The organism is Kitasatospora sp. NPDC056181 (genome assembly GCF_042266225.1).
GTDB lineage: Bacteria > Actinomycetota > Actinomycetes > Streptomycetales > Streptomycetaceae > Kitasatospora.
Genome location: NZ_JBHJUK010000183.1, coordinates 1 through 14356 on the forward strand (window position 1 = coordinate 1; position 14356 = coordinate 14356).

Sequence of the window (14356 nt, forward strand, 5' to 3'; positions counted from 1 at the left end):
ACACCCCGCAACAGCAAACGCCGGTCTCCGAGAACAGTCTCGAAGACCGGCGTCACTCACCGCAGCCGATCAGTCACATTCACCAACAGTATCCGTACCTACGTGCTGGGCCCCGATGGCGCATTGATCAGGCGGGACGCTCTGTAGCCCGTGGCACCACCGTGACCGAAGCACCGGCTGCGCGCAGATCCTTGGCGTGCCGTCGCGCGGCGTTCTCCTCGATCCGTTCGAAGAGCAGAACCGGAGGCGTGTCGGTCACGGTCTGCTTCGCGCGCCAAAGTCCGCCGTCCGCCATGGCGCGGAACGTCTTCGCGACCTCCAGCGGGCTGGGGCCGGCGTCGAGGAGCACCACGCTGTGGGGGATGTCGTCGCAGATGAGTGTGAAGTACTCGGTCATTTCTGCCGGGGCGAGCCCGTCCGGGGCGACCGGCGGGACGGACCCGAGCACCAGCGCCCCCATCACCGTCGCCGTCCACGGGTCCGGCCGGGACGCTCCGTGCGACCAGTACGTGGTCAACCGTCCGCCGTCCGAGGTCCCCCGGCCGCCCGCAGCGCCGGACATACCGGGTTGGGCCTCGCAGGTCGGCGCGGTGCCGGGCCACTCGCAGTCGGTCAAGCTCACCGTGCAGGGCACCGGCTGGGGCACCGTGCTGCTGACGGGCCTCAACGTCCGGATCACCCGGGTCGCGGCCCCCCTCGCCTGGAACGCCTACTCCCTGGGCGAGGGCGAGGGCTGCGGCGGTGCCGTCGGTGTCCGCTCCTACGACATCGATCTGGACGCGGCCCGCCCGGTTCCGGTCGTGGCCAACGGCAGCGGCGGCCTGCCGCTCAGGGTGACCGAGAGCGACCCCGTGGTCATCGAGGTCACCGCCGGTACCACCTCCCACGATGTCAGCTGGTACCTGGAACTGGAGTGGGCCAGCAGCAACCGGAGGGGGATGCTGCCCGTCGACCTCGGCCACGGAACCCCCTTCCGCACCAGCGCGGTGAAGGACCGGCCGCTGTACGTCTACCCGGCCGGCGGGCAGGCCTGGAAGCCGGCCCTGTCCCAGTAGTGACGGTGACGACGCGGCCGGGGACGGTCCGGCGGGCCCACGTCGACTCCGGTGAAGCCGTGGAGCGTGCGCGCAGGGCGCTACGGCGGGCGGGCCATCTCCGCCTCCTGGGGCCCGGTGGACCACAGGTTCACATCCTGCGCGCCGGGAGTTGTCCAAAGGGGGCTGGGGTCAGAGTGGGGCGAGGAGCATGAGGACCTCGTCGCGGGTGTCGTCGGGGGCCAGGCGGAGGGCTCCGGGCCAGCGGCCGGTCTCGCGCCAGCCGAGTCGGGTGTAGAAGTCCTCCAGTCCTTCGCCTCCTCGGGCCGCGAGGTGCAGTTGTTCGAGCTGCAGCTCGTCGCGGGCGATCCGTCGCAGCTCGCGCATGAGGGCGGAGCCGATGCCGTGGCCGCGGACGTCGGGGTGGGTCTGGAGGTGGTGGACCGTGCCCAGTGGCCGACGAGCGGGTTGAGGTCGCGGTTGAGGACGACCCATCCGGCGAGGGTGTCGGCGAGCCTGGCGGTGATGAGGCGGCTGTGTCTGGGGTGGAGACGGCTGATGAGTCTGTCCGTGGCGGGTGCGACGTCGTCGTGGTGGACGGGTGGGAACGGAAACCCGGCTGCACCGCCCGAATTGGTGACCGCGGTCCAGCAGTCGATCAGCTGGTGCCTGAGCTCGGGGGTGACGTCTTTCGGATCGGCGGCCTGGGTGAGGGCTGGTGCGTTCTCGTGGGGCATGGGGAGGAGCATGTCAGCGCGGTGCGTGCAGGTGGGGTGGGTAGTGGGTCCGGTCGGTTGTGCGCTGTCGTGCCAACTCGTGGGCGCAGGGCGCAAACGCGGGTGGCCGGGGCGGTCGTAGCTTCTGGGTGTGCCGAGCCGCCGAGCCGGCGGTGCGCTACCGATTGCTCCGAAGGGACCCTCATGTTCGACATCACCAAGGTGCAGGCCGCTCCGAGTGCGGACCTGCTCACGCCCGACAACGCGGTCATGCTGTTCGTCGACCACCAGCCGCAGATGTTCTTCGGCACCGGCAGCGGCGACCGTGCCGCGATCATCAACAGCACCGTGGGTCTCGCCAAGGCGGCCCGGGCCTTCGACGTGCCGGCCGTCCTGACCACGGTCGCCGCCGAGTCGTTCTCCGGGCCCCTGCTGCCGCAGCTCGCCGAGGTGTTCCCCGGGCACGAGATCGTCGACCGCACCAGCATGAACGCCTGGGAGGACGAGGCGCTGGTGGCGGCGGTCAAGGCGACCGGGCGCCGGAAGATCATCCTGTCGGGTCTGTGGACCGAGGTCTGCCTGGTGCTGCCCGCGCTCTCGGCGCTGGAGCAGGGGTACGAGGTGTACGTCGTGTCCGACGCCTCCGGCGGCGTCAGCCCGGCCGCCCACGAGCACGCGCTGCAGCGGATGGTGGCCGCCGGTGCGGTTCCGGTGACCTGGGTGCAGGTCCTCCTGGAGCTGCAGCGCGACTGGGCGCGGCAGGAGACGTACGGCGCCGTCATGGAGATCGTCAAGGCCCACGCGGGCGCGTACGGCCTGGGGGTCGTGTACGCGCAGAGCGTCATCGGCGCGCACGCGGCCGGCTGATCTCCGTGGACACCGGCCTTCTGATCCTGCGTCTGCTGGTGGGACTGCTCGTCGCCGGCCACGGCGTGCAGAAGATCAGCACGCACCTGGGCGGCAAGGGGCTGGAGGGCGGCACCGAGGAGTTCCGCGCCGACGGCTTCCGCGGCGGAGCCCTCACTGCCCTGGCGGCGGGCGGTGGCCAGATCGGCTCGGGTCTGCTGCTCGCCGCCGGCCTCCTGACCCCGCTCGCCGCGACCGGGGCCGTCGGGGTCATGACGGTCGCCCTCACCGTGAAGTGGCGCCACGGCCTGTGGGTGCAGAACGACGGGTACGAGTACCCGCTCGTCCTCATCGGGACCGCCGTCGCCCTGGCCGCCACCGGGCCCGGCGGCTGGTCCCTCGACGCGGCCCTGGGCCTTACGCCCTACCCGTTGTGGTGGGCGGCCGTCGCCCTCGTGGCCGGTCTCGGCAGCGGGCTGCTGACCCGGCTCGTCCTGCACCGGCAGGCGCCGTCAGCCCAGCGGGCCTCGTCAGCCCCGTAGGCCCCGCCGTCAGCCCAGCGGGCCTCGTCAGCCCCGTAGGCCCCGCCGTCCCCGCAGGACTCGCCGTCCCCGGCGGGTGCTGACCGCGGGCCGCAGAGACCGGGTCCGGCCGCCCGCGCACCCCCGACCGTGCGGCCGGGCCCTCCATGCCTTCCCGACCAGGAGTACTCGATGGAAACCGCGAACACTGCGAACACCGCGAACACCGCGTCCGGCAACGGAACCGGCACCACGCACACGCCTGCGCACCAGCGCGGCGGCGGCCAGCCGCTGCTGCACCAGAAGGGCGCCGAGACCCAGGCGTTCGGCACGCTCAAGCAGCTGCCGATCGGCCTCGGCCACGACACCCGCATGTACGCCTGCCAGCGGCTGAACCGCGTCCTCGCCGATACGCAGATCCTCTACTCCCTCTACAAGAAGCACCACTGGCTCATGCGCGGGGCGACCTTCTACTCGCTCCACCTCATGCTGGACAAGCACGCGGAGGCCCAACTGGCCATCGTGGACGCGCTGGCCGAGCGGGTCCAGAGCCTCGGCGGCGTCGCCGTCGGAGACCCGCGCCACGTCGCGGAGCTGACGTCCGTTCCCCGGCCGCCGGACGGCGTCGAGGAGGTCCCCGTCATGCTGTCGCGGCTCCTCGACGCGCACGAGCGGATCCTGATCGACGCCCGGGACGCCGCCGCCAGGCTCTCCGCGGAGGGTGACGAGGGCAGTGCCGACCTGCTGGTCTCCGAGGTCGTCCGCACCGGCGAGGCGCAGGTGTGGTTCCTGGCCGAGCACCTGGTGGACACCCCGCTGGTCGTCGCCGACACCGGCACCGCGCGCGGGGTTCTCGCATGACCGGGCCGTCGACGAGCATGCCGGTGGCGGGCCTCGTCCCCGCCCCGCGGGAAGACGCGCAAGCCGACCTCCTCGTCCGCAACGCGAAGGTGTTCACCGGTGACGCCGCCCGCCCCGGGGCCCGGGCCGTCGCGATCCGCGACGGCCGGGTCGTGGCGCTGGGCGACGACCACGACCTCGCCCACCTCGTCGGGCCGTCGACCAGGGTCGTCGACGCCCTCGGCCGCCGGGTGGTCCCCGGCCTGAACGACTCCCATCTGCACGTCATCCGGGGAGGCCTGAACTACGTCCTGGAGCTGCGCTGGGACGGGGTGCGCAGCCTGCGCCACGCCCTGGCGATGCTGCGGGAGCAGGCCGGCCGCACCCCCAAGGGGCAGTGGATCCGGGTCGTCGGCGGCTGGACCGCCGAACAGTTCGCCGAGCGCAGGATGCCGACCGTCTCGGAGCTGAACGCCGCCGCCCCCGACACCCCGGTCTTCGTCCTGCACCTGTACCAGTCGGCCCTGATGAACAGGGCCGCGGTGCGGGCCGCCGGGTTCACCCGCGACACCCCCGATCCCCGCGGCGGACAGATCGTCCGGGGCAGGGACGGCGAACCCAACGGGGTCCTCCTGGCGGCGCCGGGCGCCCTCATCCTGTACTCGACCCTGGCCAAGGCGCCGGCCCTCGACGAGGCCGACAAGCGGACGTCGACGCGGCACTTCCTGCGTGAACTGAACCGTTTCGGCCTGACGTCCGCGGTCGACGCGGCCGGCGGGTTCCAGAACTTCCCCGACAACTACGCCACCGTCGTCGATCTCGCCCGGTCGGGGGAGCTGTCCCTGCGGATCGCCTACCACCTCTTCCCGCAGACGGCCGGGCAGGAGCTCGCCGATCTGAAGCGCTGGACCGAGATGGTGAAGCCGGGGGACGGGGACGAGTGGCTCCGGCTGAACGGCGCGGGCGAGAACCTGACGTGGGCCGCCGCCGACTTCGAGAACTTCTCCGAGCCCCGTCCCGAGCTCGCCGCGGGGTACGAGGCCGAGTTCGAGAAGGCCGTCCGGCTCCTGATGGAGAACGGGTGGGGCTTCCGGCTCCACGCGACCTACGACGAGACGATCCGCCGCGACCTGGCCGTCTTCGAGAAGCTCGCGGCGGAAGGGCTCTTCCCCGGCGGCAACCGCTGGCTCTTCGACCACGCGGAGACCGTCTCGGCCGACAGCCTGGACCGGATCGCGGCCCTCGGCGGCGCCCTGTCCGTCCAGAACCGCATGTCCTTCCAGGGCACCGCGTTCCGCGACCGCTACGGTGCCGAGGCCGCCGCCCACACCCCGCCGGTCCGCGCCATGCTCGACCGGGGTCTGACCGTCGCGGCCGGAACCGACGCCACCCGCGTCTCCTCGTACAACCCGTGGGTCGCGCTGCACTGGCTGGTGACCGGGCGCACCGTCGGCGGCACCGCGCTCTACCCGGCCGGGAACCTGATCGACAGGGAGACCGCCCTGGACCTCTACACCCGGGGCGGAGCGCGGCTCACCGGCGAACAGGACGTCAAGGGAACCCTGCGGGAGGGCTGTTACGGCGACCTCGCGATCCTGTCCGACGACTACTTCACCGTGCCCGAGGCCGCCATTCCCGACATCGAGTCGGTGCTCACCGTCGTCGGCGGCCGGATCGTCTACGCGAGTGCGGAGTACGAGGGACTCGACGAGGCCGTCCCGCCGGTGAGCCCGGGGTGGAGCCCGGTGGCCCACTTCGGCGGCTACCAGAGCGGTGCCCGCCAGGCGTCGCTCGTGGCCGAGGCCGCCGCCGAGTCCGAGCAGCACCGCCGGTGGCGCGTCGCGCGGGGCTCCGACCCGGGGACGCCGCCGTCGTTCCTCGACCCCTGCTTCGACCACTGATCCGAGCCCTGATCCCGGGCAATGACCCCGAGCACTGAGCTCGACCACTGAACGAGAGAGCCGCACGATGACCACAGCCTCCCCCGCCGCAGGCGGCGACGACGCAGCACCGGACGGCGGGCCGGACGCGACCCCGGCACGCCGTTTCGAACCGGACCTGCGGTCGATGACCCGGATCAACCTGCGTCCCATCGCCTCACCCATGCCGCTGGGCTTCTTCACGGTGGCGATCGCCTCCGTGATGACGGGCTGTCTGCAGCTCGGGCTCTTCGGACCCGAGGCCCGGGGCGCCGTCGCCCTGTGCGTGCTGCCCGCCTTCGCCCTGCAACTCCTGGTGAGCGTCCTGGCCTTCGGCGCCCGCGACGTGATCGCGGCGACGCTCATGGGCGTGTTCGCCGGTAGCTGGCTGGCCTACGCGCTCGTCATGTTCAGCGGCGCGGCCGACGGCCTCCGGGTGCTGGGCGTGTTCAACCTGGCGTTCCTCTGCTTCGGGGCGCTGATGACCGCCGTGACCCGGCCCAAGCGCGCGCTCTGGTTCGTGCTGGCGGTCTCGCTGCCCCGCTGGGCGGCCACCGGCCTCTCGGGGCTCACGGGCGCCGAGTGGCTGACGCGCACGTCCGGGGCCCTCGGCCTCGTTGTGGCGCTCGTCGCGATGTACGCGGCGTTCGCCCTGATGCTGGAGGACATGCGCAGCGAGGAGGTCCTGCCCATCGGCCGCAGCGGCCCCGCCCGCACCGCCGTGCACGGCGACCTGGCCGTCCAGCTCCGCAACCTGGAGCGCCAGGCGGGCGTGCGCCGCACGCTCTGACCGCCCGGGGGCCCGCGCGCACGTCCGCCGGCCGGGCCGCGCACTCCCGACTCCGGCCTCGCCGAGGCGCTCGTCCTCACCCCGTTCCCCGTTCCCCGTGGCCGGCTCCACCACCAGCGGGACCGGCTCCACCGCCACAGCCACAGCCACCACCACCGCCGCCACCGGGACCTACGTCCCGGTGGCGGTCGACCGGCTCCCCGCCCTGTTCGCGGCGGACGTCGACCCGGGCTCGCCGCGGTGCCCGCCGTCTCCCGGCGTCCGCCGGCCGCACGGGCCTTCACGGAGGCGGCGCCGGTCGAGGCGTGGCGGAGCAAGCCCTCCCGGGGCCTGGTGGCCACCGAAACGACCGGACCATCAACCCCGACGTGGAGCGCTTCGGCCACCGGCGGGCCGGCATGACGACCGTCGAGGTCGACTCCTCGCACCTGGTCATGCCGGCCCGGCCCGAGGCCGTGGCGGAGTTGATCAAGGAGGCGGTCCGGTCCACCGCCCGCTGACACAAAACCCCAGGTCGAACGATTGGTCGATGACGTTCGAGCGCTGATAGCTTCTGGTCGCCCCAGGGTCGCCCCCAAGACTGCTCCGGGGGTGATCGGAGGAAGTACACCCATGAGCTTCGGTGCGAGGTTCGCGCTCGTCGTCACCGCCCTGGCCCTGGTGGCCACCGCCTGCGGCGCCCCGCAGGACGGTGGTGCCGGGTCCCGGGCCACCGTCGACTGCGGACCGTACGCCCGGTACGGCAGGCACCCCGGCACCCGGGTCACCGTCTACGGGTCGAACCGGGACCGGGAGGCCGACCTGTTCGAGGAGACCTGGGCGGACTTCGCGGACTGCACGGGGATCGACGTCTCGTACGAGGGCGACGGGGAGTTCGAGGCGCAGATCCAGCTCCGGGTCGCCGGCGGGAGCGCGCCCGACGTGGCGTTCTTCCCCCAGCCGGGGCTCCTGGAACGCTTCGCGCGCGCGGGCAGCCTCAAGCCCCTGAGCGCCGCGGTGGCGTCCCTGGCCGAGCAGGGCTGGTCGGCGGACTGGAACGGTTACACGACCGTCGACGGCACCCTCTACGGCACCCCGCTGGTCGCGAACGTGAAGTCGCTCGTCTGGTACTCGCCGAGGTTCTTCCGGGACCGGGGACTGGGCGTTCCCCGCACGTGGTCCGAGCTGATGGACGTGACGGAGAAGGTCGCGGCCTCGGGCGTCAAGCCGTGGTGCGCGGGCATCGAGTCCGGCGAGGCGACCGGCTGGCCCGTGACGGACTGGATCGAGGACGTCCTGCTGCGCCGCCAGGGCAAGGACGTCTACGACCAGTGGGTCTCCCACGCGATCCCGTTCAACGACCCTCGGGTGATCGACGCCATGGACACCGTGGGATCCATCCTCAGGAACGACCGCTACGCCAACGGCGGCTTCGGGCCGGCCCGGTCGATGGCCTCGATCTCCTACCAGGAGGCCGGCCGCCCGGTCCTGTCCGGCGCGTGCGCGATGCACCGCCAGGCCTCGTTCTACGCCGAGCAGTGGCCGGCGGGCACCAGGATCGGACCGGACGGGGACGTCTTCGTCTTCGTCCTGCCGGGGACGGACACGGCCCGGCAACCCGTCCTGGGCGGCGGGGTGTTCGCCGCGGCGTTCTCCGACCGTCCCGAGGTCCGGGCCTTCCAGCAGTACCTGGCGACCGCGGACTTCGCCAACGCGCGCATGAAGAAGGGCCCGTTCGTCTCGGCGAACAAGGGCGTGGACCCGGCGAACGCCGCCACCCCGGTCGACCGGCTCGCGATCCAGCTGCTCCAGGACCCGAACACCCGGTTCAGCTTCGACGGTTCGGACCTGATGCCCGCCTCGGTCGGCGCGGGGACGTTCTGGAAGGGGGCCGTCGACTGGATCGGCGGCGCGGGCACCCAGCAGGTCGCCGACTCGATCGAACGGTCCTGGCCGGTCCGTTGATGCCGTTCGACGTCGCCGCCCAGCGGCCCAAACTGCTGTTCCTGCTCCAGGGCGTCGCCTGTTTCGCGGCGGTGGTCCTCCTCATCCTGCTGGCGCTGCACCGGGGGCCGGCGCGCAGGCGGGGCGCGGCCTTCCTGCTGCTGGCCCCCGCACTCCTGCTGCTGACGGCCGGTCTCCTCCTGCCCGGTCTGCAGACCCTGGCGCTGTCGTTCACCGACAGCACGGGAACCGCGTGGGCCGGACTCGACAACTACGTGTGGATGTTCACCGACCCCGGGGCGCTGACCGCACTGCGCAACACCCTGGTCTGGGTGGTGCTGGTGCCCCTGCTGGTGACCGCGGTCGGCCTGCTCTACGCGGCGGCCGTCGCGCATTCGCGGTTCAGGGCGCTCGCGCTGTCCGTCGTCCTCATGCCGATGGCGGTCTCGTTCGTCGGCGCCGGCCTCGTCTGGAGGTTCGTCTACGCCTACCGCCCCGCGGAGGCGGAGCAGATCGGACTGCTGAACCGGCTCGTCGTCGCGTTCGGCGGCGAGCCGAGGCAGTGGCTCGTGGACTCCCCGTGGAACGTCCTGTTCCTCGTCGTGGCGGCGGTGTGGACGCAGACCGGCTTCGCGGCCGTCCTGCTGACGGGCGCGATCAGGGCCGTTCCCCGCGAGCTGGTCGAGGCGGCCCGGCTGGACGGCGCGTCCCCCCGGCAGGTCTTCCGGCGGATCACGGTGCCGTCGATCAGACCCACGCTGCTCGTCGTGGTCCTCGCCGAGGTGGTCGGCACCTTCAAGGCCTTCGACATCGTCAAGACGATGACCGCCGGCCAGTTCGGCACGGAGGTCGTCGCCCACGCGATGTACGACCAGGCCTTCCGCTACGGGGAGACGGGCCGCGGTGCAGCCCTCGCCGTGCTCCTCTTCGTCCTCGTCGCCCCCGTCGTCGCCTACCAGGTCCGGGCGCAGCGGAGCGCGCGGTGACCGGTGTCCGGGAGCGTCTGGCCTCCCGCGCCTTCTCGCTGACCGCCGTGGTGGTCGCGGTCCTCTGGACGACGCCGACGCTCGGTCTGCTCCTCTCCTCGTTCCGCCCCGCGGACGAGATCAAGACGACGGGCTGGTGGACCGTGTTCGGCGCGCCGCACCTCACGCTCGACAACTACGGCGAGGTGGTCACCGGCGGCGGCAACGCGTCGGGGCGGCTCGCCGAGTACTTCGTCAACTCGGTCGTCATCACCGTTCCCTCGGTGCTGTTCCCCCTCGTCCTGGCGTTCCTCGCCGCGTACGCCCTGGCCTGGATCGACTTCAGGGGGCGCGACGCGCTCGTGGTCGGCGTCTTCGCGCTCCAGATCGTGCCCCTCCAGATGGCACTCGTGCCGCTGCTGAGGCTCTTCTCCCGGGGGTGGCTGTTCCTGCCCGCCTGGAACGTCACCGGACCGGCGCGGTTCGGCCACGTCTGGTTCGCCCACACGGCCTTCGCGCTGCCGTTCGCGGTGTTCCTCCTGCACAACTTCCTGGCCGGGCTGCCCCGGGAGCTGATCGAGGCCGCGCGGGTCGACGGCGCCTCGCACGGGACGCTCCTGCTCCGGATCGTGCTGCCGCTCGCCCGCCCGGCCCTGGTCACGTTCGCGGTCATCCAGTTCGTCTGGGTGTGGAACGACCTGCTGGTGGCCCTGGCGCTGTCGGGCGGAACGGCCGAGACCGCGCCGATGACGGTCAGACTGGCGGCGATGGCGGGGACGCGCGGCAGCGAGTGGCAGCGGCTCACGGCAGGGGCGTTCGTGTCGGCCCTCGTCCCGGTGGCCGTCTTCCTCTCCCTCCAGCGGCACTTCGCCCGGGGCCTGCTCGCCGGATCGGTGAAGGGATGAGCCCGGGGACCGGCCGGTGCGGGGGCCGCGAGGAGCGGCCCGTGAACGGCGGGCCGAGCCGGCCCGGGCTGCGGGGCCGCGAGCCCGAGCTGGAGCGGCTGCGCGCCCTGGTCGAGGGGGTGCGCGACGGTGACGGCGGCGCGATCGCGCTGCTCCTGGGCGAGCCGGGGATCGGGAAGACCGTGCTGCTGGAGGAGACCGTCTCGATCGCACGGGCCAACGGGTTCCTCGTCAGCCAGGGACGGGCCGAGGAGCTGCACGACCTGGCACCGCTCACCTCGCTGGCCTCGGGCCTCCTGGACGGCGACCCGCCGCTGCTGTCCACCGCGGACTTCGCGCACCTCGCGGGCCATCACGACCAGCGCATCTGGCTCGTCGAACGGTTGGCCCAGCTGATCGAGGAGCGGTCGGCGGGCACGCCCGCACTGATCGCGATCGACGACGTCCAGTGGGCCGATCCGCTGAGCCGGTTCGCACTGAACGTCATGCCGGCCCGGCTGCGCACCTCCCCGGTCCTGTGGCTGCTCGCGGGCAGGGAGGACCCGGGCCTGTCCGGGGACGGGCCGCGGACGACGAGCCTCCCCCTGCGGCCGCTGTCCGACGGGGCCCTCGCCGAGCTGGCACGCGACGTGCTGGGCGGGGACGTGCCGCAGAGGGTCACGGAGCTCCTCGACGGGTCGGGCGGCAACCCGTTCCTCGCGGCCGAGATGCTGACGGGGATCGCGGCGTCGGGCGTGGACGGGCCGCAGCCGTCGGAGCCGCCGCAGCGGCTGGTCCTCGGCGTGCGCAGCAGACTGGCCGCGCTCCGGCCGGACACCCTCCACTTCCTGAGGATCGGCTCGGTCCTCGGGCGCACGTTCACGCTCGCCGACGCCGCGGCCCTGTGCGGCCGGCCCGCCTCCGGTCTCATCTGCGAGCTGGACGAGGCGATCGCCGCCGGGCTCCTCGACGACGACGGCGAACGCCTCCGGTTCCGCCACGACCTGCTCCGTCAGGCGGTGTACGCCGACCTCGCCCCCTCGGCGCGCCGCGCGCTGCACCGGGAGGCCGCGAGCCGGCTCGTCGCGACGGGCGGGACCTCCGTCGACGCGGTCCCGCACCTGCTGAAGAGCGCCGGAACCGGCGACGACGAGGCGATCGCCCTGCTCGGCAGGGCCGCCGCCGACGTGAGCGCCGTCATGCCCGACCTCGCCGCCGACCTGGCCGTGCGCGCCCTCGAACTCGTGCCGCCCCACGCGCCCGCGGCGTTCAGCGTGGGGGAACGGGCCGTCACCGCGCTGACCCGCGCCGGGCGGTACACCCGGGCGCGGGAGACCGGCGACGCGCTGCTGGCCCGCCGGCCGCCGCTGGACGTCTTCGCCCGGCTGCAGTCCGTCCTCGGCGACACCCTGTGGCACCTGGACGACGTCGACGATCTGACCCGCCGCTCCACGGCGGCGCTGGCGGTCGTCACCGACCCGGCGGTCCGCGCCCGGCTGACCGCGCGCCAGGCGCTGGCCCGGTCCCGCGGACGCGACCTCGGGGCGGCTCGCCGGACCGGGGAACGGGCGCTCGCCGAGGCGGAGCGGGCCGGGGACCGGGAGGCCCGCGTCCTCGCGCTGTGGGGCCTCGGCGAGATCGCCCTCAACGAGGGCGACTGCGCCGCCGCCGTCGGACACCACACGGCGCTGAACGCGTTCGACGCGGCCTTCCTGCCCGAGGAGGTCGTCGCACGGGTCCACCTGGACGACTTCGACTCCGCACGGCGGCTGCTGCGGACGGCGGGCGACGGACACCTGCGCCCCGCGATGCTGACGTGGGCCCAGGGGAGCCTGAACCTGGGTCTCGGGCGGCTCGACGACGCGGAGGCCGACCTCGTCACCGCCGAACGGCTGGAGGCGGACATCCAGGTGCCCGGCAACCTGGTCAACATCCGGGTCAGCCGGGGGCTGCTGGCGGTGCTGCGCGGCGACCGCGAGGCGGCCGGGGAACACCTGGACGTCGTCAGGGCGGCCCTGGCCGACCGGCCGAACACGGGGAACCACGCCGCGCACCAGTACCTGGAGGCCGTGGTCGCCGATGCCGACGGCGACCACGCGGCAGCGGCCGAACGGGTCCGGTCCGCCCAGCGGGACCACCCCTTCGTCCGGTGGAGGCTGCTGCGCACCCGTCTCGTCGACGCCGTGCGGATCGCCCTGCGCGCCGGGGACCGCTCCCTGGCCGGGGACCTCGTCGCCCAGGCGGCCGGGTACGCCTCCCGCAACCCCTCCGTGCCGACCGCGCAGGGGACCGCCGCCCACGCGGCCGCGTTGCTGAACGCCGACCACGGACTCCTGGAACGGTCGGTCCGGATCCTCCGCACCGGACCCCGCCCCCTGCACCTCGCGGCGGCCTCCGCCGACCTCGGGCGCGCACTGCTGGCCGCGGGCGACGCCGCCGCGGTACCTGCCCTGACCACGGCGTACGAGGCCTACGCGCAGGCGGGGGCGAGCGTCGAGGCCGACCTGGTCCGGGCCGGCCTGGACCGGGCGGCGGCCCGCTCCGGGCAGCGCTCCGCGCGGCGTACCGGGCCCTCCGGGCCGCGCCCCGGCCACGGCTGGGAGGCGCTCACGGCCTCGGAACGCAAGGTCGCCCGGCTGATCGCCGCAGGCCACACCAACCGGTCGGCCGCGGCCGCCCTCGTCGTCTCCCCGCACACGGTCAACACCCATCTGGCGTCGGTCTTCCGCAAGCTCTCGGTCCACTCACGGGTCCACCTGGCCCGGCTGGTGCTGGCGGAGGCCGGCACCGGGGACGCCCCCGCCGGCTGAGCGGGACCGGCCCGGCGCGGGCGACTCCGCGCCCCCCGGCCGGGCGCGGTGCGCCCCCCGGCCAGGTGCGGTGCACCGCGCGACAACAACCGGTGCCCTGCCGGGCCTAGCGTGACGGCTTGCCGCGCCGATCCCGACGCGCGGACCAGCCGAACCGAATCGAGGAAACACCCCATGCCGTACATCACCGTGGGCCAGGAGAACTCCACCGCCATCGACCTCTACTACGAGGACCACGGCACCGGCCGGCCGGTCGTCCTCATCCACGGCTTCCCGCTCGACGGCCACTCCTGGGAGCGCCAGAGCGCCGCGCTGCTCGACGCCGGCTACCGCGTCATCACCTACGACCGCCGCGGCTTCGGCCGGTCCTCGCAGCCGACGACCGGCTACGACTACGACACCTTCGCGGCCGACCTGAACACCGTGATGGAGACCCTCGACCTCTCCGACGCCGTCCTGGTCGGCTTCTCCATGGGCACCGGCGAGGTCGCCCGCTACGTCTCCGCGTACGGCTCCGCCCGCGTCGCCAAGGTCGCCTTCCTCGCCTCGCTGGAGCCCTGCCTGCTCAAGACCGAGGACAACCCGGAGGGCGTCGCCCCGAAGGAGTTCTTCGACGGCGTGGTCGCCTCCGTGAAGGCCGACCGCTACGCCTACTACACGGCCTTCTTCGCCGACTTCTTCAACCTCGACGAGAACCTGGGCACCCGGATCAGCGAGGAGGCGGTCCGCAACAGCTGGAACACCGCGGCGGGCGGCGGCTCCTTCGCCGCGTCGGCCGCGCCGTCGACCTGGTACACCGACTTCCGGGCCGACATCCCCCGCATCGACGTGCCGGCCCTGATCCTGCACGGCACGGCCGACCGCATCCTGCCCGCCGAAGGCACCGCCCGCCCCTTCCACAAGGCCCTTCCGTCCGCCGACTACGTCGAGATCGAGGGCGCCCCGCACGGCCTGCTCTGGACCCACGCCGAGGAGGTCAACAGCGCGCTCCTCGCCTTCCTGGCGAAGTGACGCCACACCGCGGAGCCGCCGGGTGACGCCGGAACGCCCGGCGCCTCCCGGGCCCGGCGCCACCGGGCGCCGGCACCCGGCGGGCCCGGGGGAGCGC

At 73.4% G+C, this 14356-nt stretch carries 14 protein-coding genes; 12 read left to right on the top strand and 2 right to left on the bottom strand.

Annotation, left to right across the window (positions count from 1 at the left end; all coding sequences use genetic code 11):
• Nucleotides 1-127: 127 nt before the first annotated feature.
• Nucleotides 128-397 (bottom strand): ribosomal protein L7/L12, encoded by a 270-nt coding sequence (locus ACFC1F_RS38655; RefSeq protein ID WP_376165725.1) that lies wholly within the window; start codon nt 395-397, stop codon nt 128-130.
• Here ACFC1F_RS38655 and ACFC1F_RS38660 point away from each other — a divergent pair.
• The gene (locus tag ACFC1F_RS38660; protein WP_376165728.1) at nt 375-1055 is read left to right on the top strand and encodes a hypothetical protein; all 681 of its coding nucleotides are present in this window, start codon (nt 375-377) and stop codon (nt 1053-1055) included. The two genes, ACFC1F_RS38655 and ACFC1F_RS38660, sit on opposite strands and share 23 nt — an antisense overlap.
• 171 nt (nt 1056-1226) lie before the next feature.
• On the opposite strand, the gene ACFC1F_RS38665 is transcribed toward ACFC1F_RS38660, so the two are convergent.
• Entirely contained in the window at nt 1227-1529 is a 303-nt protein-coding gene (locus ACFC1F_RS38665; protein ID WP_376165731.1) for a GNAT family N-acetyltransferase, read from the bottom strand.
• Between the two features lie 425 nt (nt 1530-1954).
• Here ACFC1F_RS38665 and ACFC1F_RS38670 point away from each other — a divergent pair, with 425 nt between their 5' ends.
• From ACFC1F_RS38670 to ACFC1F_RS38720, 11 genes are all read left to right on the top strand, one after another.
• Nucleotides 1955-2617, top strand: coding sequence for a hydrolase (locus ACFC1F_RS38670; protein WP_148648093.1), 663 nt, complete (start codon nt 1955-1957; stop codon nt 2615-2617).
• 5 nt (nt 2618-2622) lie between these two features.
• Complete coding sequence (locus ACFC1F_RS38675; RefSeq protein WP_376165734.1) at nt 2623-3138, top strand: DoxX family protein; 516 nt, start codon at nt 2623-2625, stop codon at nt 3136-3138.
• A gap of 171 nt (nt 3139-3309) precedes the next feature.
• A complete protein-coding gene (locus ACFC1F_RS38680; RefSeq protein WP_376165737.1) occupies nt 3310-3978 on the top strand; it encodes a Dps family protein in 669 nt (222 codons plus the stop codon).
• The gene (locus ACFC1F_RS38685; protein WP_376165740.1) at nt 3975-5858 is read left to right on the top strand and encodes an amidohydrolase; all 1884 of its coding nucleotides are present in this window, start codon (nt 3975-3977) and stop codon (nt 5856-5858) included. Before ACFC1F_RS38680 ends, ACFC1F_RS38685 begins: the two co-directional genes overlap by 4 nt.
• A gap of 67 nt (nt 5859-5925) precedes the next feature.
• Nucleotides 5926-6666 (top strand): acetate uptake transporter family protein, encoded by a 741-nt coding sequence (locus ACFC1F_RS38690; RefSeq protein WP_376165743.1) that lies wholly within the window; start codon nt 5926-5928, stop codon nt 6664-6666.
• A gap of 305 nt (nt 6667-6971) precedes the next feature.
• Entirely contained in the window at nt 6972-7166 is a 195-nt protein-coding gene (locus ACFC1F_RS38695; RefSeq protein ID WP_376165746.1) for a hypothetical protein, read from the top strand.
• Between the two features lie 112 nt (nt 7167-7278).
• Nucleotides 7279-8610, top strand: a complete 1332-nt coding sequence (locus ACFC1F_RS38700) for an ABC transporter substrate-binding protein (protein WP_376165749.1) — start codon at nt 7279-7281, stop codon at nt 8608-8610.
• On the top strand, nt 8610-9575 hold the full coding sequence (locus ACFC1F_RS38705) for a carbohydrate ABC transporter permease (RefSeq protein ID WP_376165752.1): 966 nt from the start codon (nt 8610-8612) through the stop codon (nt 9573-9575). The genes ACFC1F_RS38700 and ACFC1F_RS38705 overlap by 1 nt, the downstream gene beginning before the upstream one ends.
• Nucleotides 9572-10459, top strand: coding sequence for a carbohydrate ABC transporter permease (locus tag ACFC1F_RS38710; protein WP_376165755.1), 888 nt, complete (start codon nt 9572-9574; stop codon nt 10457-10459). The genes ACFC1F_RS38705 and ACFC1F_RS38710 overlap by 4 nt, the downstream gene beginning before the upstream one ends.
• A gap of 41 nt (nt 10460-10500) precedes the next feature.
• Nucleotides 10501-13248, top strand: coding sequence for a helix-turn-helix transcriptional regulator (locus tag ACFC1F_RS38715; protein WP_376165758.1), 2748 nt, complete (start codon nt 10501-10503; stop codon nt 13246-13248).
• Nucleotides 13249-13422: 174 nt separating this feature from the next.
• Nucleotides 13423-14259, top strand: coding sequence for an alpha/beta fold hydrolase (locus ACFC1F_RS38720; RefSeq protein WP_209415322.1), 837 nt, complete (start codon nt 13423-13425; stop codon nt 14257-14259).
• The last annotated feature ends 97 nt before the right edge of the window (nt 14260-14356 follow it).